The sequence below is a fragment of the Actinomycetospora sp. NBRC 106378 genome (genome assembly GCF_030269685.1).
GTDB lineage: Bacteria > Actinomycetota > Actinomycetes > Mycobacteriales > Pseudonocardiaceae > Actinomycetospora.
Genome location: NZ_BSTT01000001.1, coordinates 95,459 through 118,287, shown reverse-complemented (window position 1 = coordinate 118,287; position 22,829 = coordinate 95,459). Strand labels below are relative to the sequence as shown.

Here is a 22,829-nt window from a genome sequence, read left to right as displayed (position 1 = left end):
ATGTTCCATTTGCGTGAACGGCGATCGTCCGTCGGGGCGGAGGTCCGAGGGGGTCTCGTCACCTTCGTGACGATGGCCTACATCGTGGTCCTCAACCCCCTGATCCTCGGGAGTCTCGACCCGTCGGCGCCCAGCGCGAAGCGCGACGTGCTGGGCGCGACCCTGTCGGTGCCGCAGGTCGCGGCGGTCACCGCCCTCGTCGCGGGTGTCATGACGATCCTCTTCGGCCTCGTCGCGAACTTCCCGTTCGCGCTCGCCACGGGGCTCGGCATCAACACGCTGGTCGCGGTGACGATCGCCCCGCAGATGACGTGGCCCGAGGCGATGGGCCTCGTCGTCATCGAGGGCGTCATCATCGTGATCCTCGGGCTCACCGGCTTCCGGACGGCAGTGTTCGCGGCGATCCCGGACGCCCTCAAGATCGCGATCGCGGCCGGCATCGGGGCGTTCATCGCGCTCATCGGCCTGGTCGACGCCGGCTTCGTGCGCCGCGTCCCCGACGCCGCCAACACCACCGTCCCGGTCGGGCTCGGGATCGAGGGCTCCATCGCGAGCTGGCCGACCGCCGTGTTCTGCGTCGGGCTGCTCCTGACGGCGGTCCTGGTCGCCCGGGGGACGAAGGCCGGGATCCTCATCGGGGTCGTCGCGACGACGGTGCTCGCGATCGTCGTCGAGGCGATCGTCCACGTGGGCCCCTCGAACGGCACGAACCCGAAGGGCTGGAACCTCGGCTACCCGGGCCTGCCGTCCTCGGTGGTGGGCCTGCCGGACCTCTCGCTCGTCGGCGACGTCTCCCTCGGCGCGTTCACCCGTCTCCCGATCCTCGCGGTCACCCTGCTCGTGTTCACGCTGGTGCTCGCCAACTTCTTCGACGCGATGGGCACGATGACCGGTCTCGGGCGCCAGGCCGACCTGCTCGACGAGAAGGGGCAGCTGCCGAACATCGGGCGCGCCCTGGTCGTCGAGGGCGCCGGCGCCGTGGCCGGCGGCGCGGCGTCGTCGAGCTCGAACACCGTCTTCGTCGAGTCGGCCTCCGGCATCGCCAGCGGCGCCCGGACCGGCCTGGCCAACGTGGTGACCGGCCTGCTCTTCCTCGCCGCCATGTTCTTCACCCCGCTCTACGAGGTGGTGCCGGTCGAGGCGGCCGCGCCGGCCCTCGTCGTCGTGGGCGCGCTGATGATGGGCGGGGTCCGCGACATCGAGTGGGGCGAGTTCCGGGTCGCGCTCCCGGTCTTCCTGACGATCGTCGTCATGCCGTTCACCTACTCCATCGCGAACGGCATCGGCGTCGGCTTCATCAGCTGGGTGGTGCTCCACGCGTCCACCGGCCGGGCGCGCACCCTGCACCCGCTGATGTGGGTCGTGGCCGTCGCCTTCGTCGCGTACTTCGCGGTCGGGCCGATCCGGGCGGCGCTCGGCAGCTGAGGTGTGAGCCGGTCGGTCAACGGTTGACAGCGGGACGACCGGCCGGAACCGTTGTGTCCGATGGGTAACGCGGGAGTGCCACTGACGCGGCGTCGCCACGTCGACTTCGGCCTCCGTGCGACCCAGGCGTGTCGCGCCTGATCCGGTCCGCGCCCTTCCCTCGCCCGCTGTCCCGGGCATCCCCGTACGCCTCGAGGAGGACACCCGTGTCCGTCGGCACGCCCACGACACCCCTGAAGTTCGCCTACTGGGTCCCCAACGTCTCCGGGGGCCTGGTCACCAGCACCATCGAGCAGCGCACCGACTGGAACTGGGACTACAACCGCGAGACCGCGATCGCCGCCGAGAACAACGGCTTCGAGTACGCGCTCTCCCAGGTCCGGTACATGGCGAGCTACTCCGCCGAGTACCAGCACGAGTCCACCTCGCTGTCGCTGGCGATCATGATGGCCACCGAGCGGCTCAAGGTCATGGCCGCGGTGCACCCCGGCATGTGGCACCCCGGCGTGTTCGCCAACTTCGGCGCCACCGCCGACCACCTGACGAACGGCCGCTTCGCCACCAACGTCGTCTCCGGCTGGTTCAAGGGCGAGTTCACCGCCTTCGGCGAGCCGTGGCTCGAGCACGACGAGCGCTACCGGCGCACCGAGGAGTTCATCAGCTGCCTCAAGGGCATCTGGGAGCAGGACAACTTCGAGTTCCGCGGCGACTTCTACCGCTTCCACGACTACTCGCTGAAGCCGAAGCCGCTCAACACCCCCGAGCGCCCGCACCCCGAGATCTTCCAGGGCGGGAACTCCACGGCCGCCCAGAAGATGGCCGGTCGGGTGTCCGACTGGTACTTCTCCAACGGCAAGGACTTCGACGGCGTCACCGCCCAGCTCGACGTGATCAACGCCGAGGCGGCCGCCCACGACCGCACCGTCAAGTTCGGTCTCAACGGGTTCATGATCGTCCGGGACACCGAGAAGGAGGCCCGGGACACCCTGCGCGAGATCATCGCGAAGGCCAACGTCGAGCAGGTCGAGGGCTTCCGCGACGCCGTGCAGCAGGCCGGGAAGTCGGCGTCCGACGGCCAGGGCATGTGGGCGGACTCGTCCTTCGAGGACCTCGTCCAGTACAACGACGGCTTCAAGTCGCAGCTCATCGGGACGCCGGAGCAGGTCGCCGACCGGGTCATCGAGTACAAGAAGCTCGGCGTCGACCTGAACCTGCTCTGCTTCCTCCACGTCAAGGAGGAGATCGAGCAGTTCGGCCAGAAGGTCCTGCCGATCATCCGCGAGAAGGAGGCCGAGCTGGCCGAGCGCCCGCTCGCCGCTCAGGCCTAGGTGCTTCGCAGGTGAGCAGAAAAGGTCGTCATACCGACCTTTTCTGCTTACGTGCGGCGAAGCCGCACCGCGCCGCGTAGACCACCGCGCTGCCGAGGAAGAGCGCGGCGGTGATCAGCAGCCAGTGCTGGAAGATGCCCTCCATCCCCAGCCCGGCGGTGAACCGGAACGCGTCCTCGCCGTGCCGGGTGATCGTCGGCAGGTAGATCAGGCCGAGCACGGCCGATCCGAGGACCGGCGCGCGCACGTGGTTGATCGCGGGCACCAGCACCGGGCGCTCCCGGCCGTACCGGCGCCGGGCCCACCGCGCGAGCACCACCGGTTGGTCGGCCAGCGCGTAGAGCGGGTAGAGCACGAGGTCGTGCCCGATCACGGCGCCGACGAACCAGATCAGCAGCGCCACCCAGCTGGGGTCCTCCCACAGCAGCGACACCACGTAGCCCGACAGCGCGAGGCAGCCGAGCACGGCGAGCAGGTGCAGGGGATCCGCGCCGTACAGGCGCCGCCAGAGGCTCACGCGGCACCCCCGCGACGACGGAAGTCGATGGACGCGACCCACTTGGTGTTGTGCACACCCGGCAGCGCCGGGACGATCACCCGCGCCGGGTAGCCGTGGTCGGGTGAGAGGTCCGCCATCGGCCCGCCGTCGTCGTCCCCGACCCGCAGGGCCAGCAGCGAGTCCTCGTCGAGCACCTGGTTCGACTGCAGCGTCGCCCGGGCGAAGGCGCCGGCGGTCTCGACGGACGCCACGAAGGCGTTGTCCGGGGCCGGCACGCCCGCGAGGGCGGCGAGGTCGCGCAGCCGCACCCCGGACCACGTGCGCGTGGTCGACCAGCCCTCCACGCACGCGATCGGCAGCACCGCCGTGTGCTGCGGCATCGCGGCCAGGTCGGCGCGGGACAGCGACACCTCGCCCGACCCGCCCGTGAGGCGGAGCCGCCAACCGTCCCCGAGCGCCACGGGGTTGATCCCGGAGCCCGCGAGCGTCCGGTTGATCTGGAAGTCGTTGGGCCCGTCGCCGTAGGACTGGCCGCGCGGGGAGAGCAGGGCGAGCGGTCGGGCCGCGTCCCACGTCTGCCCGATCGAGAACACCCCGACGAGCAGGCTGCCGCCGCCGACCAGCCCGAGCAGGCCGCGGCGGGAGAGGGTCGGCCGGTTCGGGTCCAGCGCCGCGAGCCCGTGGGAGTCCATGGGCTCGGGCTCGGTCTCCGCCGGCGAGTCGTGCAGCCAGCGGGCGAAGGCGCCGGTCCCGTGCGGGCCCGACCGCAGCGCCCGGACCATCGTCGGGAGCTTGATGACCACGTGGGAGACGAAGCCCGCGATGAAGACCCAGGCCCCGTAGTAGTGGGCGGTGTAGAAGCCGAAACCCCACGAGTAGTCGTACTGGGAGTTCATCAGGCCGGTGACGAACTCGAACAGGATGCCGCCGACCAGGGCGAGCAGCGAGATGCGCTCGAGCAGCTGCGCGACGCTCGTCACCGGCGGCCAGGCGAACAGCTTCGGCACCACCGACCAGAGCTTGGCCAGCACGATCGGGGTGAGGACCATGCCGCCGACCACGTGCAGGCCCTGGGTCAGCCGGTAGAACCACGACGGGTCCGTGGGCCAGTCGAAGAACGGCAGGTGCAGGCCGCCGACGTCCCCGGGGATCGCCTGCCCGAACTGCGGGCCGTAGGCGATGTAGGACATCAGCCCCGTGAGGATCACGATCGGCAGGCCCACGAGCAGCACCGCGCCGAACACCGACGTCAGCCACGTGCCGCGCAGCGGGCTGCGCCAGGTGCGGGGGTGGAACGGCGGGGGCACCGGGATGCGCGCGGCCACCCGGAACAGCGGCGCGGGGAAGCCGTACTCCGGCTCCACCGCGGTGCGGACCCCACCCGGCCGGCCCGGCGTGGGGTCCTCCGCGACGCCCTGCTCGGTGGCGTCCTCCGTCGTCATGAGCGCACCCTACCCAGAATTGAACCGATCGGTACACTCGGCACGTGGACGTCGTCGAGAGCGTGCCGGAGCGGCCGCTGACCGCCCGGGGTCGACGTACCCGCGATGCCATCGTCGACGCCGCCGCCGAGCTGATGTACGCCCGCGGGATCGCCGCGACGGGGATCGCGGACGTGCTCGCCGCGAGCGGGACGGGCAAGTCGCAGCTCTACCACTACTTCACCGACAAGTCCGACCTCGTGCTCGCGGTGATCGACCGTCAGCTCGAGCGGGTCCTCGAGGCCCAGCCGGCGCTGGCCGGGGAGGACCTGCAGGCCTGGGCCTCCGCGCTGTGGGAGCTCCACCGTGACGGCGGGGGACCGTTCCCCTGTCCGCTGGGGGTGTTCTCGAGTCAGGTCGAGACCGACGAACGCTGGCACGCCCGGCAGGCCGCCGCCTTCACCGCGTGGCAGGACCGGCTCGCGGCCCTGCTCGCGCGCGGGCAGCGCGCCGGACGGGTGGACCCGACCCGGGACGCGGACGCGCTGGCCGTCGGGGTGCTCGCCGCGTTGCAGGGCGGCCTCATGCTGGCTCGTCTCCACCGGGACCTCCACGTCCTGGAACTGGCGCTCGCCGCGGCGGTCGACCACGTGCGGGTGCGCGCCTGAGTCGCCGCGCACGTGGGTGTCCGGGTGAGAACGGGTACGGGTTCACCAGGCGGGCGCGGACCCCTCCGCGCCCGGAGGACCACTGCGAAGACGAAGGAGCCCCGTGGCGGACAACATCTACTCCAAGACCGAGATCGTCGGCACCTCCGAGGTCAGCGTCGACGACGCGATCAAGGGTGCGATCAAGCGGGCGTCGCAGACGCTGCGCGAGATCGGCTGGTTCGAGGTCAGCGAGATCCGCGGGCACGTGCAGGACGGCGACGTCGCGCACTTCCAGGTGACGATCAAGGTCGGGTTCGCGCTGGAGGACACCAAGTAGTCCGGCTCACCGGCCGGGGGCGAACTCGTTAGGTAGGCTCAAGAGTCGTGACGGCGGAGACGGCGGCGGGGACCATGTTCGCGTCGCTGCGTATCCGCAACTACCGGCTCTTCGCCTCCGGCCAGGTGGTCTCGCTCGTCGGGACCTGGATGCAGCGGGTCGCGCAGGACTGGTTGGTCCTCAACCTCTCCGGCGGCAGCCCGGTCGCCCTCGGCGTGGCCGCGGCCCTGCAGTTCGGCCCGACGCTGCTGCTCTCCCTGGCCGGCGGCGCGATCGCCGACCGGTACGACAAGCGCCGCGTCCTCATGGGCCTGCAGGTCGGCATGGGCGTGTGTGCCCTGGTCCTCGGCCTCCTCGACGTCACCGGCACCGCGACGCTCGGCATCGTCTACCTGTTGTGCTTCCTCAACGGGTGCTTCTCCGCGCTCGACGCCCCGGTCCGCCAGTCCTTCGCGGGCGAGATGGTCGGGCCCGGCTCGCTGCAGAACGCGGTGGCGCTGAACTCGATGACCTTCAACACCGCCCGCATCGTCGGCCCCGCGATCGCGGGCCTGATGATCGCCGCGGTCGGGACCGGCTGGGTGTTCCTGGTCAACTTCGCGACGTTCGCCGCGGTGCTCACCGGGCTCGCCCTGATGCGGACCACGGAGATGTTCGCCTACGAGCGTGCCGCCCGGGCCCGGGGTGCGATCCGCGACGGGCTGCGGGAGGTCCGTCGCCGACCCGACCTGATCCTGCTGCTGACCGTGGTCTTCTTCGTGTCCACGTTCGGCATCAACTTCTTCATGACACTCGCGATCACCGCGCGACTCGTGTTCGACCGCGGCGCCGAGTCCTACGGCCTGCTCACCTCCGCGCTCGCCGTCGGCTGCCTGCTGGGCACCTTCGTCGCCGCCCGGCGGGTCGGGCGCCCGCGGATCCGCACCGTGCTGCTCGCGGGCCTGTTCTTCGGCGTCGCCGAGCTGTTCACCGGCGTCATGCCCACCTACCTGCTCACGGCCCTGCTGCTGGTCCCGACCGGCCTCGCCCAGCTGATCTTCACGACGGCCGCCAACGCGGCGGTGCAGCTCGGCGTCTCGGAGTCGATGCGCGGCCGGGTGATGGGCCTCTACGTCCTGGTCCTGCTCGGCGGCACCCCGCTCGGCGGGCCCGTCCTGGGCTGGATGGCCGACGCGTGGGGCGGACGCGCCCCGCTCGTGGTCGGCGGTGTCCTCACGATGGCCACCGTCGTCGTCGCCGCGGGCGTGGTGGCCCTCCAGGCCCGCCGGGCGACCCCGGTCACCGCTCCCGTCGGCTGAGGGCCGCTCAGGCCACCGGCCAGGCGTGCACCGGGATGTTCTCGGCCATGTTCACCACGTAGCGCTCGAGCATCCGCTCCATCGCGGTCGGCCGGGTACAGCCGTCCTTCTCCAGGGCGGTGACCATCGAGGTCTGCCAGGACGCCCCGGTACAGCCCGTCCGGCAGCGGGCCTCGATGACCGCCAGGTAGCGCTCGGCGACGGCGTGATCGACGTCCCAGGCGGCCAGCCCGGAGCGGGCGAGCGGCAGCAGCGTGTCGAGGACCAGCCGGTCGACCGCCACCTTGCCCCGGCCCGGCCAGTGCAGCTCGGCGTCGAGGCCGTACTGGGCGCCGGCCACGAAGTTCTCGTGGGCCGCGGTGAAGCTCATGGCCGTCCACGGCGGGTGCTCGCTCGCGACGAGCGCGCGGACGAGGCCGTAGAAGAACAGGGCGTTCGCGACGGCGTCGATCGCGGTCGGCCCCGCCGGCAGCACCCGGTTCTCCAGACGCAGGTGCGCGACGCCGTCGGCGACGTCGTAGACCGGGCGGTTCCAGCGCCACACCGTGCCGGAGTGCAGCCGCAGCTCGTGCAGTTGCGGGGCGTGTCCGTCGTCGAGGACCGCGAGGGGGTCCTCGTCGTCGACCAGGGGCAGCAGCGCCGGGAAGTAGCGGACGTTCTCCTCGAACAGGTCGGTCACCGAGGACGCCCAGCGGTCCCCGAACCACACCCGCGGTCGGACGCCCTGGTTGCGCAGCTCGACGGGGCGGACGTCCACCGACTGCTCGAACAGCGGGACCCGGGTCTCGGCCCACAGCCGGTGCCCGAGCAGGAACGGCGAGTTCGCGGCCAGCGCCACCTGCACCCCGGCGATCGCCTGCGCGGCGTTCCAGTGCGCGGGGAAGGTCTCCGGGGTGAGCTGGAGGTGCAGCTGCAGCGAGGTGCACGCCGCCTCGGGGGCGATCGAGTCGACGTCGAGGACGAGGTGCTCCGGGTCGGCGGTGCCGGGTGCGGAGATGTCGAGGTGGAACGGCTCGCCGCGGGCGCCGACCATCTGGCGGTTGAGCAGGTCGTAGCGCGGGTCGTCGGTGAGCTGGTCGGAGTCGAGGTGCTCGGGACGCAGCGTCGGGAGGATGCCGATCGTCACCGGGGTGGCCCCGACGACGGCCGCGGAGCTCCGGGCACAGCCGATCGACGCGGCCATGTCGTCCTCGAGGTCACAGGCCGACCGGCCCGGCAGGGTGCGCGGCGGCAGGTTGATCTCGAGGTTCCAGCGGCCCAGCTCGGTGGTGAGCAGGTCGGAGGCCGACCGGTCGAGCACCGCGTGGTTGAGCATCGCCGGCCGCATGTCCTCGTCGACCAGGGCGAGCTCGAGCTCGACCCCGGTGCGGAGCTCGTCGGCCGCGAAGCGGCTCTCGGCCACCATCCGGCGCAGGGCGTCGAGGCAGCGGTGGACCTTGCTGCGGTACTCGTCGCGATCGGACAGGGCGGTGCGTGAGACGACCCGACCCATCAGAGACGGGTCCCGCCTCCCGTCGACGGACGGCGTCGCGGTGGGCTGCCGAGGAGGTCAGCCAGGAGCGCCGGGACGGTCGGTACGGCGGTCGGCCCCATCAGTGCCCGGCTCCCTCTCTCGGCCCCACCCCCGCCCGTGGATTCCGGCGGAGGTCGGGCGGTGCTCCCCCGACGACCCCGATCACGGTGACACAGCCGTGTGTCACACACCAGGGGCGCGCACCGTTCGCCTCGTCATAGCGTCCGTTCAGCGGAGGCGTCCGAGCGGTGCCGGCCGCTCGGCGCACGTGCAGATGCGGTGGCCGCAGCGTAGGTCGGACGAGCGGGGGAATCCGACGCGGGAACCGTCAGGAACCGCGCCCGAAGTCCTCCGGGGAGATGTTGTCGAGGAAGGCCCGGAACCGGTCGACCTCCTCCTCGTCGGGCACGCCGGAGGAGCTCTCGCCCTCCTCGCCGGAGGCCGTCTCGGACTCGTCGTCGTCGACGAGCACGCCGGCCTCGACCAGCACCGCCTCCGTGGCGTGGATCGGCACGTCGACGTGCAGGGCGATGGCGATCGAGTCGCTGGGCCGGGCCGAGACCCGTAGCCCGCGGTCGAAGACCAGGTCGGCGTAGAAGGTCCCGCCGCGCACCTCGGTGATCTCGATCCGCTCCAGGGTGCGGCCGAGGGCCGAGACCACGTCGGCGATGAGCACGTGCGTCAACGGCCGCTCCGGCAGCCGTCCCTGCTGCTCCAGGGCGATCGCCTCGGCCTCCGCCAGCCCGATCCAGATCTGCAGGCAGCGCTTGCCCGTCGTCTCCTGCAGGAGCACCACCGGATGCCGGTTGGCGTCCGACGCCGTCTGCTGTGCCGCGTCGTCGACGGCCAGGACGCCGACCACCCGCATCTCGCTCACGTTGTCGCCTCCCGTATCCGGGGGACGCTCGGCGGTCCTCGGTCGAGCCCCGCTGCGTCTCCCCGGCCGACCCCATCCTGTCAGTCGCGGACCGTGCCGTCAGGGCCGAGCGCCGCGCGCCCGCCCGTCCTCCGGCATGCCCCGTGCCCCCGACCGGCACACCCGGCGGTCCCGGGCCGTGGAGATCACGTCTGGAACGATGCGGTCGTGGCGCGGATCGTGGAGCTCGACGGGGCGGGGGACCCGGACCCACCGGCTCCGCTCCTGGACGACTTCCGCGATCTCTCCCGCGCCGACCGGCGTCCCGACCGCCCCGGCGGGCGGGGGCTCGTGCTGGCCGAGGGCACGGTCGTGGTGCGGCGCCTGCTCGCCTCGCCGTACCCGCCGCGGGCCCTGCTCGGCGTCCCGCGGCGGATCGCCGAGCTGGAGCCCGAGCTGGCGCCGCTCGACGTCACCGCGTTCGTCGCCGACGCCGGCACCATGGCCGACGTCGTCGGCTTCCACCTCAACCGTGGCGTCCTCGCGAGCGCCGACCGTGCCCCGGCCCCCGACCTCGACGGCCTGCTGGCCACGGCCAGCCGGGTCGCGGTGCTGGAGGGGGTCAACGACCACGAGAACCTCGGCTCGCTGTTCCGCAACGCCGCCGCGCTCGGCGTGGACGCCGTCCTGCTGGCCCCGGGGTGCGCGGATCCGCTCTACCGGCGCAGCGTCCGCGTGTCGATGGGTCACGTGCTGCGGGTGCCGTTCACGGCGGGTTCCTGGCCGGAGCTGACGGCCGCCCTGCGCGCCCGCGGCTTCGTCCTCGGGGCCCTGACACCGGCCGGGGACGTCGCGCCCGCCGCCCTCGCGGGCGCGGACCGCGTCGCGCTGCTCCTCGGCGCGGAGGGACCGGGGCTCTCCGACGAGGCCCTCGCCCTGGCCGACCACCGGGTGCGGATCCCGATGGTGCCCGGCGTCGACTCGCTCAACGTCGCGACGGCGGGCGCGGTCGCCTTCCACGCCGTCGGCGGCGCGGGGGTCGCGTGAGCCTCCTCGAGGTCGGGGCCCGTCGTGGGCGCGCCCTGGTCGGCGGCCACCCCGTCGGGGCGGCCGCGGACGAGGGCTGGGGGCACTACGCGCCGGGGGCGGACCTCCCGCCCGACCTCGTGGCGGACCTCGACGACTGGGCGCGCGCCGCCGATGCGTGGGAGCGCTCGGGGGCGGGCCCGCGCTCCTCGGAGGGCGTCCGCGTCAGCCGCACGGGGCGGCACCTCGCCGCGCGGGTGTCGGTGGTGCTGCGGCGCCCGGTCGACTACCGGGACCCGGTCAGCGGCCTGCGCATCCCGTTGCGGGCGGTGGCCACGGCGCCGCGCCTGCCCGCGGTGCCGCTCCCGGCCCGGCGTCGGGGTCGGCGGCTCCCCGGGACCGTCTCCACCGTCTTCACCGAGCCCACGCCGTGGGCGACCGGCCTGACCCTCGCGGCGATCGTCGCGGGTCTCGTGCTGGCGGCGAACCTGACCCTCGCGCTGCCGCTCGTCGCCGGGCTCGGCTGGTTCGGGGTGCTCATCGACCTGGTGGTCGTCGCCGGGCTCGTGCCCGCCCTGTGGCTCAACCGCACGGTGCCCACCTGGCGGTGGGCGGTGTGGGGGTCCTTCGTCGGGATGGGCCTGGCGGTGGTGCCGTTGCTGGTCGCGGCCTCAGCCGCGGGGTGAGCGCACCCCGAGCAGGACGTCCTCCCACGAGGGGACGATCGGGTGCGACTTCTGCCGCCCCTTCGGCCCCCCTCCGCCGTCGTCACGACCCGGGTCGGTGCGCGGGGTCTCCCGCGGGCGCGCCGAGCGGGGCCGCTCCGGGGCCCGCTGGTCGGGGACCGCGCGCGAGCCACGGCTCCGGGACCCACCGGGAGGCCGAGTGGCGGCGTTCGGGCGTGGGGCGGGACCCCCGCCGACGGCGACGGCGGACTCCTCCTGCTGCTCCGGCTGTTCCTGCTCCTCGGAGCTCTCCGGGTTCCCGACGGCGGGTCGGGCGGCGCTGCCGTCCGCGCGTCGCGGTCCGGGCGCGGGGGCCAGACCCATGACGTCGCGCGCCGACTCGTCGCGCGGCTGGACGGCCCCCCCGGACGCCCCGGGGGTGTAGGTCCAGTGGGCGAGGTGGTCGGAGTGGCCGGTGCGCCACGACATGGCCACGACCCAGCGCCCGTCCTCGCCCTTCCACGCGTCCCACGTGGCGTCGGACGCGTCCTGCCCGCGGCCGGAGAGCACCGCGTTGATCGTCTCGCCGAGCGTGCGCGGGTCGGCGGGTCCCTCCGGCGGCACGTGGTGCGCCCGCCGCGCGATCTCCGCGACCCGGGCCCGCTCGAGCAGCACCGGGTAGGCGAACCGCTCGACGTGCGCGGCCGGGACCCCCGCTCCGGACGCCAGGTCGGCGACCGTCTCCCCGCTGCGGATCCGCGCCTGGATGTCCCGCGGCCGCAGCGGCGACGTCGTCTCGATCTCCATCTGGCCCAGCCGCCGCACGTCGCCCCGCGCGGCGGCCCGGAGCCGCTCGTCGGAGGGGATGGTGAACCGCTCGTGGCGGATCGGATCCTCGAGGATCACCGTCGACGTGTCGTCACCCAGGCCCACGACCCGGAGTTCGCGCATGATCGGCCTCCCCGGTTAGCCCTGCACGTCCCTCGACGACGCTAGGCGAGCGCCTGCCCCGGTCGAGGGAGGCGCGCCGACCGTTCCACCCCGACCGGGTCGAGCTCGGTCACGCGCTGCCGAGCGCGCCCACCACGTGGTCGATGCACTCGGTCAGCTTCGACACGTCGTCCGGGTCGACCGCCGGGAACATGCCGATCCGCAGCTGGTTGCGCCCCAGCTTGCGGTAGGGCTCGGTGTCGACGACCCCGTGCGCGCGGAGGACCTTCGCCACCGCCGCCGCGTCGACCTCGTCGGCGAAGTCGATCGTGCCGACCACCTGGGAGCGGTGCGCGGGCTCGGCCACGAAGGGCGTCGCGTAGCTCGACTTCTCCGCCCACGAGTAGAGCCGGTCGCTCGAGTCCCGGGTCCGCCCGGTCGTCCACGCCATCCCGCCGGAAGAGTTCATCCACTCGACCTGGTCGGCCATCATGATCAGCGTCGCGACGGCGGGCGTGTTGTAGGTCTGGTCCTTGCGCGAGTTGTCGATCGCGGTCGGCAGCGACAGGAACTCCGGGATCCACCGGTCGGTCCCGGCGATCTCGTCGACGCGCTGCAGGGCGGCGGGGCTCATCAGCGCGATCCAGAGGCCGCCGTCGGAGGCGAACCCCTTCTGCGGCGCGAAGTAGTAGACGTCGGCCTGCGACACGTCGACCGGGAGACCGCCCGCCCCCGAGGTCGCGTCGATCGCCACGAGCTTCCCCTCGCTGCCCGCCGGGCGGGCGACCGGCACGGCGACCCCGGTGGAGGTCTCGTTGTGCGCCCAGCCGATGAGGTCGACCGAGTCGTCGGAGCGCGGCTCCGGCGCGGTGCCCGGGTCGCTGGAGACGACGACCGGGTCGGCGAGGAACGGCGCGCCCTTCGCGACGCCGGCGAACTTCGAGGAGAACTCGCCGTAGGTCAGGTGCAGGGAGCGCTCCCGGATCAGGCCGACGGCCGCGGCGTCCCAGAACGCGGTGGACCCGCCGTTGCCGAGGACGACCTCGTAGCCCTCCGGCAGGTCGAACAGCGTGCCGAGGCCCGACCGGATGCGCGCGACCAGGTCCTTCACCGGCTTCTGGCGGTGGGAGGTGCCCATGACGTGTGCCGCGTCGGCCACCGCCTGCAGCTGCTCGGGGCGGACCTTGGAGGGCCCGCACCCGAAGCGTCCGTCGGCGGGGAGGAGCTCGGCCGGGATCGTCACTGATTCAGCGGTCACCGGGGCATCCTCGCAAGCACACCGGCCGGCTGTCCCGACAAATCGCGCCCGCCCCGACCGGGGGAACCGGCCGGTCTGCGATTTGTCCCATCTCTCACGGGGTTCCCGACGACGGCCGCCGCTGCTTACCGTGGCCGGGTGAACGCACCGATCGCGGACCTGCGTGTCGACTACCGCGCCGGCGAACTCGAGGTGAACGATCTCGCGTCGACGTGGCACGAGCAGCTGTCCGCGTGGCTGGGGGAGGCCCGCGAGGCGGGGCTGCCCGACCCGAACGCGATGGTGCTCGCGACGGTCGACGACGAGTACCGGGTGACCAGCCGCACCGTGCTGGCGAAGGACATCGACGCCCGCGGGGTCACGTTCTTCACCAACTACACGTCGGAGAAGTCCCACCAGCTGCGCCAGACGCGGCAGGCGTCGGTGACCTTCCCCTGGTACGGGCTGCAGCGGCAGGCGACCGTGATCGGCACCGTGGAGCTGCTCGGCAAGGAGGAGACCGCCGAGTACTGGGCCGGTCGTCCCCGCACCTCGCAGCTCGGGGCGTGGGCCTCCCCGCAGTCGGCGACCGTGCGCGACCGGCAGACGCTGGAGGACCTCTTCGCGACGGTGGAGGCCCGGTTCGAGGGGCAGGACGTCCCGCCGCCGCCGCACTGGGGCGGGTGGCGCCTGCTCCCGACCCACGTCGAGTTCTGGCAGGGCCGCACCTCCCGCCTGCACGACCGGCTGCGCTTCCGCTTCAACCCCGCCCGCGGCGACTGGGTGGTCGAGCGCCTGGCGCCGTGACGGTCGCGACCCGGCGGTGCGGCGTGATTGTCGGGGGTCGCCGCTAGCCTGCGGGACATGGACGAACTGGTGTTCGACGAGGCCCGGTCGGTGATCGTCGGGTCGACGCTGCGGGCGTTCGCCGCGGACGGACGGCCGACGGCCGAGGTCGAGCGCCTCCTGGTCCACGTCGCGCGGACCGCCTCGACGCAGGACCTCGTGGACGTGGCCCACGACCTCGCGGCGCAGGTGCTGTCCCCGGCCACGTGGGGCGCGTTGTGCGACGAACCGTGGCTGGCGGCCGAGATGGACGCTGCGGCCGCCGCGCCCGCCCCGGTGGAGGTGCGCCTCGTGGTCACGGGAGCGACGCCCGAGCAGGCGCGCCGGCTCGTCGACCGGCCGTTCGAGGCCCTGGGCGAGGCGCTCTCGCACCTCGCCGACCCGGGTGCGGACGCCGAGGCGCACGAGCCTCCGGTCGGGCAGCAGGACGCGCCGCCGGAGCCCGACGAGCCCGGTGGCGTCCGGCACCGTGGCGGCATCGGCGGCCGGGGTCGCGGTCGCCGGTCTTCTCCCGCGTCGTCCGTCCGGGCAGGTCGTCGGGGTGAACCTGCCCGCCGTGCAGCCGGACGGCCCGGCTCCTCGCCGAGCGGGTCGCGGCCGTCGGCGTCCCGACCCGGGAGGCCGGGCAGCCCGGGCGGCGCGAAGCGGTCGCGTCCGACTGCGCCTGCACCGGCCGGTGCCGGTGCTCGCGGGTCGAGGGGACCGGCGCGAGGTCCGGCCGGCGACCCGTCCCGTCCACCACGGCGTCGACGGGCTCCCGGGACGGCGACCGGTCCTCCGGAGGCAGCGCGGCGTGGCTCGGCGCGGGACCGGTTCGGCAGGCCGGTGGTCGTCGGCGGCCGGGGCCCACGCCTGCCGGGTGGTCCCGGAGCGGCGGGATCGCGCAGCCGGGACGGGCCGGACGTCGATCGGTGACATCGCCGCGGGGCGGGGTGTCGGATTCGCTCGTCGTGGGGGGCTCGCACCATGACCACCTGAGATCGGTGCTTACGATCGTTCGGTGAGCGAACGACCACGGCGCGGCCTGCTCGCCGACACGACCCCGCTGAGGACGCCTGCCTTCCGTCGGCTCTGGACGGCCGGTGTGGTGACCGTCGTCGGTGCCCAGCTGACCGTGGTCGCGGTGCCGTTCCAGCTCTACGAGATGACGGGTTCGTCGGCCTGGGTGGGGCTGACCGGTCTGTTCGGCCTGGTCCCCCTCGTGGTGTTCGGCCTCTGGGGCGGCGCGATCGCCGACGCCGTGGACCGCCGGATGCTGCTCGTGGTCTCCGGCGTCGGGATCGCGGTGACCTCGGCGCTGCTCGGGGTGAGCGCCCTGACCCACATCGGGGGGCCGTGGACGGTCCTGGTGATCTTCGCGGTGCAGACCGCGTGCCTCGCGGTGAACCAACCGACCCGGTCCGCCGTCCTGCCACGCATCCTGCCGCTCGACCAGCTGCCCGCGGCCAACACGCTGTGGTTCACCGTCCAGCAGCTGGGGGCCTTCGCCGGCCCGCTGGTCGGCGGGGTCGCCCTGGCGTTCATCGACGTCGGCGTGCTCTACCTCGTCGACACGGTCTGCCTGACCGTCTCGATCTGGGCGGCCTACCGGCTCCCCCGTCTGCCCGTCGCGGACGACGCCGAGGGCGGGCTCCGCGGGGTGCTGCACGCGATCCGGACGAGCGCCGGGCTGCGGTCGGTGGTCGACGGCTTCCGGTACGCCGCGATGTCCAAGGTGCTCCTGGTCAGCTTCCTCGCCGACCTCGTGGCGATGAGCTTCGGGATGCCGCGCGCGGTGTTCCCGGAGGCGGCCGTCGAGACCTACGGCGGTGGGCCCGCCTACGGGCTGCTGTCGGCGTCGATCGCCGGCGGCGCCGCGCTGGGCGGCCTGCTCTCCGGGCGGCTGCACGGCATCGCGCGCCAGGGCGTCGCGGTGACGATCGCGGTGTGCCTGTGGGGGGTCGGCGTCGGCCTGGCCGGCCTCACCTCGATCCTCTGGCTCGCGGTGCTGCTCCTCGCGGCCGCCGGAGCGGCGGACCTGGTCAGCTCGGTGTTCCGGTCGACGATGCTGCAGACCGTCGCCACCGACGAGATGCGCGGCCGGATGCAGGGCGTCTTCGTGGTGGTCGTGGCGGGTGGACCGCGGGTCGCCGATCTGTGGCACGGCTGGGCCGCCGACGCGATCGGGACCGGCCCCGCCACGGCACTCGGTGGAGCTGCCGTCGTCGTCGGGATGCTCGCGGTGGTCCTCGCCTTCCCGGCGTTCTGGCGCTACCGGGCGCCGGTCGCGGGCGCGCCGTCGGACGCTCCGGCGAGCCAGGCGTAGCGGCCGGGGCCGTACCCTCCGCCGGGTGACGACCCCGACCGCGTCCGACCGCTCCGGTACCGCGCTCGTCGGCACCGTCCTCGTCGGCACCGTCCTCGTCGGGTACGCGCTGCTCGCCTACGCCGCGGTCGCGCCGGGGCTGAACGTCGTCGGGGTGCTGCTGGGCGCGGTGCTCACACTCGGCGTCGTCGCCGTCCAGCTCGGGTACGTCAGCCGCCCGGGCGTCCGGCGCAGCCGGGAGGGGACCGCCCTCGCGCTGCTCGCGCTCGCCTGCCTCGTCTACGTACCCGTCGTCGCGCTGAGCGTGGGGTGGATCGGGTTCGCCGGGTTCCTCGCGGGGAGCCTGCTCGTCCTGCTGCCGCCGCGGGCCGGGCTCGCCGGTCTCGCGGTGGTGGTCGTGTCGGTCGGCGTGCTCGTGGCGCTCGCGGGCGCGTCGTGGCTGGCGGTCCTCACCTCCGCCGTCGGCACGCTCGTCACGGGCCTGGTGGTCCACGGCCTGACGCGGCTGTGGGCGCTGACGCCGGTCCGGACGGTGGACCGGGTGGCCGGGGACCCCCTGGTCGAGGGCTCGCCGCCCGAGGCCCCGGTGGTCGCGGAGGACGAGAAGGCGGACGAGGAACCGGAGGAGAAGCCGGCCCCCGAGGAGCCGGGGGAGCCGGACGAGGAGCCGGCGGCCGACCCACCCGACCGGCCGGCGCTGGCCGTCGGGCTGGGCACCGCGCGCGCCGAGCTCGCCGCCGCCGGGGTCGACCTGTCGGTGCTGGGCGAGGACGTGGACCTGCCCGAGGAGGTCGACACCCTGTTCGCGGCGCTCCTGCAGGTCGCGGTCGGGCACGCGGCGCGCCACACGGACGCCACCACGTGCCACGTCACGATCGTCCGCCGCGGCGCCGAGGCCCGGATCGTCGTCACGCACGACGGCGCCACGGACGACCCCGACCCGGAGGACTTCGAGGCCCTCGGTGACCGCTTCGACGCCGCCGACGGGTCGGTGCTCGCCGAACGCGACGGCGGCGAGTTCACCGTGGACGGACGGTTGCCGGTCCCGACCTGACGTCGTGGGAGCGTGGTCGCGTGGCGATCGACGAGGCGGCACGGGCCGCGCGGACCGAGCGGGCGGTGGCCGCGGCGCACGCGCTCGCGGGCGAGCACGGCATCCACGTCGAGGCGCCGGTCGTCCTGCACGACCTCTTCTCCGTCGTCGTGCACCTCGCGCCCGCGCCTGTCGTCATGCGGATTCCGACGGTGCTGCCGCCATCCCGGCAGGCGGATCCGGCGCGCACCCTCGCGGAGCGACGGAACGAGCTCGCGGTCTCCGTCGCGCTGCGCGAGGCCGGGTTCCCGACGACAGGTCCCTCGCCGCTGCTGCCCGCGGTCCCGCTGGAGCGCGACGGCCTCGTCATGACGGCGTGGGAGTTCGTGGAGACGGTGGACGCGGAGCTGGACGATCCGGCCGGCTACGTCGCCGACCTGCACAGGGCGCTCCGCGCGGTCGAGGTGGACCTGCCCTTCCTGGTCTTCTGGGACGACTGGGAGCCCGAGATGCTCGACCTCCTCGTCGGGCACCCCGAGCTGCTGTCCCCGGACGACCTCGCGCTGGCGCGCCGTGAGCACGCGCGGATCGACGCGGTGTTCGGCTCGCCCGAACGGTTCGCGGCGGCCTTCCCGCACGCGGCGATCCAGCCGATCCATGGCGACGCGCCCACGCACAACGTCCTCACGACCACGGACGGACCCGTCGTCACCGACCTCGAGCACGCGTGTCTCGGGCCGATCGAGTGGGACCTGGCGCTGACCGGCCTCGCGTCGGGCTACGACCAGGCCACCGTCCTGCGCGGCGGTCGTCCCGCCGACCGGGAGCTGCTCGCCCTGTGTGAGTCGGCCCGCTGGCTGCAGGTCGTGTGCTGCCTCGGGCTCGCCGACCGGGCGCCGGCGGAGCTGGTGGACGGCATCGTCCCGCTGGTCGGGACGTGGCGAGCTCAGGCGTCGAGCCGCTCCAGCACCTGACGCAGCAGCCGTTCCAGCTCCGTCCGGTCGCTGTCCGGGAGGCCCTCGAACACCCGGTCGGCCTCGGCGGCACGCGCCGCCCGGACCGCGCGGCCCAGCTCCCGGCCCTGGTCGGTGACGACGACGAGGGTGGCGCGGCGGTCGTCGGGATCGGTCTCGCGCTGCACGAGGCCGCGTTCCTCCAGGGCGTCGACCACCTCGGTCGCGCTGCGCGGTGCGATCCCGAGGTGCTTCGCGAGCGCCCCCGGGCGGGCGGACCCGTGGCGCATCAGCACGCCGAGGGCGCGCAACTGGGAGGGGTTCACGTCCCACGGCGCGAGGGTCTCGCGGGAGGTGTGGCGCAGGCGGCGGGCCACGGCCCAGAACAGGTCGCTCACGGAGGTGGGTTCGTCGTGCTCCACGGGAACACCCTAGCGCGGAATGCTGTTGTAGCCTCATCATGAGGTAACCTCAGCAAAGTCCCACGATCCCAGGAGGCGCTTCTTGCCCCGCCCTTCCGAAGTCTCCGCTGAACAGCGTCGCCGCGACCGCGAGCAGGCCAAGCAGGTCTCGCTGCGCCGGATCGCCCGGCTGTTCGCCCCCTACCGCTGGTCCCTGGCCGTCGTCGTCGCCGTGATCGTCGCGTCGTCGATCGTCGGGCTGGCCCAGCCGTTCCTGCTGCGCGAGGTCATCGACGTCGCGCTGCCGCAGCGCGACCTGCGGCTGCTGGTGTGGCTCGTCGTCGGGATGGTCGTGGTCGCCGCCGTGACCGCCGCGTTCGGCGTCGTCCAGACCTGGATCTCCACGAAGATCGGCCAGCGCGTCATGCACACGCTGCGCACCGACGTGTTCTCCCACCTGCAGCGCCTGTCGCTCGGTTTCTTCACCCGCACCCGCACCGGCGAGGTGCAGTCGCGGATCACCAACGACATCGGCGGCATGCAGTCCGTCGTCACCTCCACCGCCACGTCCATCGCCGCCAACCTGACGACGGTGATCGCCTCCGGGGTCGCGATGGTCGCCCTGTCCTGGCAGCTCTCGCTCGTGACGCTGCTGGTGCTGCCCCCGGCCGTGCTGCTCTCGCGGCGCGTCGCCCGGCTGCGGCGCACCATCACCGCGCAGCGCCAGCGCGAGCTCGCCGACCTCAACGTCACCATCGAGGAGGGCCTGTCGATCGACGGCGTCCGCCTCTCCCGCACGCTCGGCACCGGCGACGCGCTCGTCTCCCGGTTCACCGACTCGTCACTGCGCCTCACCGACCTCGAGCTGCGCTCGCAGCTGGCGGGCCGCTGGGTCATGGCGACGATGTCGATCGTCTTCGCGGCGATCCCCGCCCTGATCTACCTCGGCGCCGGGCTGCCGTGGACCGCCGGAGCCCTGTCCATCGGCACGCTCGTCGCGTTCACCTCGCTGCAGGCCGGTGTCTTCCGACCGCTGTCCTCCCTGCTCGACGTCGGGGTGTCGGTGTCGGCCTCGCTGGCGCTGTTCGCCCGCATCTTCGAGTACCAGGACACGCGGATCGAGGTCGAGGAGCCGGAGCACCCGGTGGACCTGCCCACGCCGCGCGGCGACCTCCGGCTGGAGGGCGTCACCTTCACCTACCCCGGCTCCGACCGTCCGGCGCTGGACGACGTCTCGCTCGACATCCCCGCCGGGACCACCCTGGCGCTGGTGGGGGAGACCGGTTCGGGCAAGTCGACGCTCGGCGCGCTGGTCGCCCGCCTGCACGACCCCGACGCCGGCCGCATCACGATCGACGGCGTCGACCTGCGCGACCTGCGCCTGGACGACCTCGCCGCCATCGTCGGCGTCGTCAGCCAGGAGACCTACCTGCTCCACGCGACCGTCATGGACAACCTGCGCTACGCCAAGCCCGACGCGACCGACGAGGAGATCCTCGCCGCCACCCGTGCCGCCCAGGTCCACCACGTGATCGAGGCGCTGTCCGAGGGCTACGACACCGTCGTCGGGCCGCGCGGACACCGCTTCTCCGGTGGTGAGCGCCAGCGCCTGGCCATCGCCCGCACCCTGCTCCGCAACCCGCGGATCCTCGTGCTCGACGAGGCCACCTCGGCGCTCGACACCGCGACCGAACGGGCCGTCCAGGAGGCGTTCGACGCTCTCGCCGTCGGCCGCACCACCCTGACGATCGCCCACCGCCTCTCGACGGTCCGCGACGCCGACCGGATCGCGGTCCTCGACCACGGCCGCGTGATCGAGTCCGGCACCCACACCGACCTCGTGTCGGAGCACGGCCGGTACGCCGAGCTGACGGCGGCGTAGCCGGCCCCTCCTCCATGGCAGGAAAGCGTCGTTGCTGTCAGCCAGTGGCAGGAACGCCGCTCTCCCGGACCGCGCGTCCGTCGAGGACGTCCACCCGACGTCGGGTCCACCGACGTCCGGAGTCGACGGCCGGGCCGCCGCGAGGGTCACGTCAGGCAGCCTCGACCGGCCGCGGGCATGCCTGGTGTGCCCCTCGCGGTCGGCGGCGGCCGGGGAGCCCGTCCCGGTGTCGCCGAGGGTCACGTGAAGCAGGTCGAGAGGCGCGCGGGCCTGCCTGGTGTGCCCCTCGCGGCAGCCCGGACGGCAACCGGTTGCGTGGATCGTCCCGTCCGCCCGGGCGACCCACTACGGTGCCGCCATGGCGCCGAGCGAGTTCGAGATCCGCGCGGGCGGTGCGCACGCGACCGTCACCGGCGTCGGAGCCGGGTTGCGCGCGTTCACCGTCGACGGCGCGCACCACGTCGAGACCTACGACGGCGACCCGCCGATGGGCGCGGGCTGCGTGCTCATCCCGTGGCCCAACCGCACCGCGGGGGCGCGGTTCGACTGGGCCGGCACCACCCACGAGCTCGACGTCACCGAGCCCGCGAACGGCAACGCCATCCACGGCCTCGTCCGCAAGCAGCCGTGGACCGTCGTCGAGCACACCGACGACGGCGTCACCCTGGCGATCGACGTGCCGGCCGCGCACGGCTGGCCGCAGCCGCTGCACGTGGAGACCACCTACGCCGTCGAGCCGGCCGGCCTCACCGTCACCCACGTCCTCACCAACACCGGCGACGCCGACGTGCCCGCCGGGGTCGGGACCCACCCCTACCTGCGCGTCGGCGACCACCCCAGCGGCGACTGCACCCTGCAGGTCCCCACCGCCACCGTGCTCGACGTCGACGACCGGCAGATCCCGACCGGCCCCGCCCGCGACGTCACCGACGAGGAGTCGCTGCGCCGCCCCCGCCGCGTCGCCGACCTCGAGCTCGACACGTGCTTCGGCGTCCGCCCCGGCGTCGCGGGCGTGCTCGCCGAGCTGATGGCGCCCGACGGCACCGGGACCCGCCTCTGGGGCGACCGCAACGTCGGCTGGGTCCAGGCCTTCACCCCCGCCAGCCCGTTCGGGCGGGAGGGCAAGGCCGTGGCGGTCGAGCCGATGACCTGCCCGCCGGACGCCCTCAACTCCGGCACCGACCTCGTCGTCCTGCAGCCCGGGGCGACCTGGACCGTCCGGTGGGGTCTGGAGGCGGTCCGGTGATCGTCTCGGGAGGGGAGGCCCTCGTCGACCTGGTGCCGGTCGAGCCGGGGCACCTGGCGCCGCTCGCCCCGCGCCTCGGCGGCGGGCCCTACAACGTGGCGGTCGGCCTCGGGCGCCTCGAGGTGCCCACCGCGATGCTGACCCGCCTGTCCACCGACGCGTTCGGCGACGCCCTGCTGGAGCGGCTCGTCGACTCCGGGGTGCGGACCGGGCTCGTCCAGCGCGGCGACGAGCCGACCACGCTCGCCGTCGTCACCGTCGACGGGTCCGGCCACGCCCGCTACTCCTTCCACGTCGAGGGCACCGCCGACCGGCTCGTGGCCGATCCCGGCGCGACCGGGGCGACCGCGCTCGCCGTCGGGACCCTCTCCCTGCTGCTGGAGCCGGGCGCCTCGGTGTACACCGAGCTCGCCCGGCGCGCGGCGGCCGAGGGGACGTTCGTCAGCCTCGACCCGAACATCCGTCCGGCCCTGGTCGGCGACGCGCGGGCCGTCCGGGCCCGGCTGGACGCGATCGCGGCCGTCGCGGGGCTGGTCAAGCTCTCCGACGAGGACGCCGCGTGGTGGGGTCGCGAGCCGGAGGACCTGCTCGCGGCGGGCGCCGGCGCGGTGGTCGTCACCCGCGGCGCGGAGGGCCTCCGGGCGTTCACGACGACGGGGGTGGTCGAGGTCCCCGCGGACACCTCCCGACCCGTGGTGGACACGATCGGCGCGGGGGACTCCGTCCACGCCGCGCTGCTGGCGCACCTGCACGACCGCGGCCTGCTCGACCGGTCCGCGGTCGCCGCGATGACGTCCGACGACTGGCACGCCGCCCTCACCTTCGCCGCGCGGGTCGCGGGCTGGACGTGCTCGCGGGCGGGCGCGGAGCCGCCGACCCGGGCCGAGGTGGCAGGAGACGGAGCGACCGGCACGAACCGGGCGTGACCTTTTCCACTGCCGGTGTCCGCGATTCCCGTGCTGCGGTGATCGGCGCGCG

Annotated in this window: 22 protein-coding genes; 15 read left to right on the top strand and 7 right to left on the bottom strand. The window is 73.8% G+C overall.

The annotated features are described in order from the left end of the window. Both QSK00_RS00600 and sfnG read left to right on the top strand, forming a co-directional pair. Positions 1-1,425 carry an NCS2 family permease gene (locus QSK00_RS00600; protein ID WP_285587895.1) on the top strand — a complete coding sequence of 475 codons (1,425 nt, stop codon included), beginning with the start codon at positions 1-3 and terminating at the stop codon, positions 1,423-1,425. A gap of 206 nt (positions 1,426-1,631) precedes the next feature. Further along, positions 1,632-2,753: a dimethylsulfone monooxygenase SfnG gene (sfnG, locus tag QSK00_RS00595; protein ID WP_285586407.1), complete on the top strand. Its 1,122-nt coding sequence runs from the start codon at positions 1,632-1,634 to the stop codon at positions 2,751-2,753. A gap of 28 nt (positions 2,754-2,781) precedes the next feature. On the opposite strand, the gene QSK00_RS00590 is transcribed toward sfnG, so the two are convergent. Together QSK00_RS00590 and QSK00_RS00585 are read right to left on the bottom strand one after the other, a co-directional pair. Then, a complete protein-coding gene (locus tag QSK00_RS00590) occupies positions 2,782-3,270 on the bottom strand; it encodes a hypothetical protein (RefSeq protein WP_285586406.1) in 489 nt (162 codons plus the stop codon). Then, positions 3,267-4,694, bottom strand: coding sequence for a molybdopterin-dependent oxidoreductase (locus QSK00_RS00585; RefSeq protein ID WP_285586403.1), 1,428 nt, complete (start codon positions 4,692-4,694; stop codon positions 3,267-3,269). Before QSK00_RS00585 ends, QSK00_RS00590 begins: the two co-directional genes overlap by 4 nt. A gap of 44 nt (positions 4,695-4,738) precedes the next feature. Here QSK00_RS00585 and QSK00_RS00580 point away from each other — a divergent pair, with 44 nt between their 5' ends. From QSK00_RS00580 to QSK00_RS00570, 3 genes are all read left to right on the top strand, one after another. After that, complete coding sequence (locus QSK00_RS00580; RefSeq protein WP_285586399.1) at positions 4,739-5,341, top strand: TetR/AcrR family transcriptional regulator; 603 nt, start codon at positions 4,739-4,741, stop codon at positions 5,339-5,341. A 103-nt stretch (positions 5,342-5,444) separates the two neighbouring features. Next, positions 5,445-5,660, top strand: coding sequence for a dodecin (locus QSK00_RS00575; RefSeq protein ID WP_018334176.1), 216 nt, complete (start codon positions 5,445-5,447; stop codon positions 5,658-5,660). A gap of 47 nt (positions 5,661-5,707) precedes the next feature. Beyond that, complete coding sequence (locus QSK00_RS00570) at positions 5,708-6,958, top strand: MFS transporter (protein WP_285586396.1); 1,251 nt, start codon at positions 5,708-5,710, stop codon at positions 6,956-6,958. A 7-nt stretch (positions 6,959-6,965) separates the two neighbouring features. Here QSK00_RS00570 and QSK00_RS00565 read toward each other — a convergent pair whose 3' ends face one another. Next, entirely contained in the window at positions 6,966-8,450 is a 1,485-nt protein-coding gene (locus tag QSK00_RS00565) for a glutamate-cysteine ligase family protein (RefSeq protein WP_285586394.1), read from the bottom strand. A gap of 349 nt (positions 8,451-8,799) precedes the next feature. Next, positions 8,800-9,348, bottom strand: a complete 549-nt coding sequence (locus QSK00_RS00560; RefSeq protein ID WP_285586391.1) for a bifunctional nuclease family protein — start codon at positions 9,346-9,348, stop codon at positions 8,800-8,802. A gap of 207 nt (positions 9,349-9,555) precedes the next feature. Between QSK00_RS00560 and QSK00_RS00555 the strand changes: the two genes are divergently transcribed. Continuing rightward, entirely contained in the window at positions 9,556-10,374 is an 819-nt protein-coding gene (locus tag QSK00_RS00555) for a TrmH family RNA methyltransferase (RefSeq protein ID WP_285586389.1), read from the top strand. Further along, positions 10,371-11,039: a DUF2537 domain-containing protein gene (locus QSK00_RS00550; RefSeq protein ID WP_285586383.1), complete on the top strand. Its 669-nt coding sequence runs from the start codon at positions 10,371-10,373 to the stop codon at positions 11,037-11,039. The genes QSK00_RS00555 and QSK00_RS00550 overlap by 4 nt, the downstream gene beginning before the upstream one ends. On the opposite strand, the gene sepH is transcribed toward QSK00_RS00550, so the two are convergent. Then, the gene (sepH, locus tag QSK00_RS00545) at positions 11,025-11,969 is read right to left on the bottom strand and encodes a septation protein SepH (RefSeq protein ID WP_285586381.1); all 945 of its coding nucleotides are present in this window, start codon (positions 11,967-11,969) and stop codon (positions 11,025-11,027) included. The genes QSK00_RS00550 and sepH overlap by 15 nt on opposite strands. Positions 11,970-12,078: 109 nt before the next feature. After that, on the bottom strand, positions 12,079-13,206 hold the full coding sequence (gene serC / locus QSK00_RS00540) for a phosphoserine transaminase (RefSeq protein ID WP_285586378.1): 1,128 nt from the start codon (positions 13,204-13,206) through the stop codon (positions 12,079-12,081). A 138-nt stretch (positions 13,207-13,344) separates the two neighbouring features. On the opposite strand from serC, the gene pdxH reads away from it, so the two are divergent. The 5 genes from pdxH to QSK00_RS00515 all read left to right on the top strand — a co-directional run bounded on the left by pdxH (position 13,345) and on the right by QSK00_RS00515 (position 18,343). Further along, positions 13,345-13,992, top strand: coding sequence for a pyridoxamine 5'-phosphate oxidase (gene pdxH, locus QSK00_RS00535; RefSeq protein WP_285586377.1), 648 nt, complete (start codon positions 13,345-13,347; stop codon positions 13,990-13,992). Positions 13,993-14,049: 57 nt separating this feature from the next. Further along, entirely contained in the window at positions 14,050-14,946 is an 897-nt protein-coding gene (locus QSK00_RS00530) for a hypothetical protein (RefSeq protein ID WP_285586375.1), read from the top strand. 85 nt (positions 14,947-15,031) lie between these two features. Beyond that, entirely contained in the window at positions 15,032-16,336 is a 1,305-nt protein-coding gene (locus QSK00_RS00525; protein ID WP_285586373.1) for an MFS transporter, read from the top strand. A 25-nt stretch (positions 16,337-16,361) separates the two neighbouring features. After that, the gene (locus QSK00_RS00520; protein ID WP_285586371.1) at positions 16,362-17,390 is read left to right on the top strand and encodes a sensor histidine kinase; all 1,029 of its coding nucleotides are present in this window, start codon (positions 16,362-16,364) and stop codon (positions 17,388-17,390) included. A gap of 20 nt (positions 17,391-17,410) precedes the next feature. Continuing rightward, a complete protein-coding gene (locus QSK00_RS00515) occupies positions 17,411-18,343 on the top strand; it encodes an aminoglycoside phosphotransferase family protein (protein WP_285586369.1) in 933 nt (310 codons plus the stop codon). On the opposite strand, the gene QSK00_RS00510 is transcribed toward QSK00_RS00515, so the two are convergent. Next, positions 18,316-18,744 (bottom strand): MarR family winged helix-turn-helix transcriptional regulator, encoded by a 429-nt coding sequence (locus tag QSK00_RS00510; protein WP_285586367.1) that lies wholly within the window; start codon positions 18,742-18,744, stop codon positions 18,316-18,318. The genes QSK00_RS00515 and QSK00_RS00510 overlap by 28 nt on opposite strands. Before the next feature lie 82 nt (positions 18,745-18,826). Between QSK00_RS00510 and QSK00_RS00505 the strand changes: the two genes are divergently transcribed. From QSK00_RS00505 to QSK00_RS00495, 3 genes are all read left to right on the top strand, one after another. Further along, the gene (locus QSK00_RS00505) at positions 18,827-20,605 is read left to right on the top strand and encodes an ABC transporter ATP-binding protein (RefSeq protein WP_285586365.1); all 1,779 of its coding nucleotides are present in this window, start codon (positions 18,827-18,829) and stop codon (positions 20,603-20,605) included. Between the two features lie 358 nt (positions 20,606-20,963). Further along, positions 20,964-21,851: an aldose 1-epimerase family protein gene (locus QSK00_RS00500; RefSeq protein WP_285586364.1), complete on the top strand. Its 888-nt coding sequence runs from the start codon at positions 20,964-20,966 to the stop codon at positions 21,849-21,851. After that, positions 21,848-22,777 (top strand): carbohydrate kinase family protein, encoded by a 930-nt coding sequence (locus QSK00_RS00495; protein ID WP_285586362.1) that lies wholly within the window; start codon positions 21,848-21,850, stop codon positions 22,775-22,777. The genes QSK00_RS00500 and QSK00_RS00495 overlap by 4 nt, the downstream gene beginning before the upstream one ends. The last annotated feature ends 52 nt before the right edge of the window (positions 22,778-22,829 follow it).

What these genes read in the sequence shown, in the direction of transcription:
- QSK00_RS00530 (WP_285586375.1), top strand. Translation starts at nt 14,050, where the DNA reads ATGGACGAACTGGTGTTCGACGAGGCCCGGTCGGTGATCGTCGGGTCG.
- QSK00_RS00500 (WP_285586364.1), top strand. Translation starts at nt 20,964, where the DNA reads ATGGCGCCGAGCGAGTTCGAGATCCGCGCGGGCGGTGCGCACGCGACC.
- QSK00_RS00585 (WP_285586403.1), bottom strand. Translation starts at nt 4,694, where the DNA reads ATGACGACGGAGGACGCCACCGAGCAGGGCGTCGCGGAGGACCCCACG.
- sepH (WP_285586381.1), bottom strand. Translation starts at nt 11,969, where the DNA reads ATGCGCGAACTCCGGGTCGTGGGCCTGGGTGACGACACGTCGACGGTG.
- QSK00_RS00565 (WP_285586394.1), bottom strand. Translation starts at nt 8,450, where the DNA reads ATGGGTCGGGTCGTCTCACGCACCGCCCTGTCCGATCGCGACGAGTAC.
- QSK00_RS00600 (WP_285587895.1), top strand. Translation starts at nt 1, where the DNA reads ATGTTCCATTTGCGTGAACGGCGATCGTCCGTCGGGGCGGAGGTCCGA.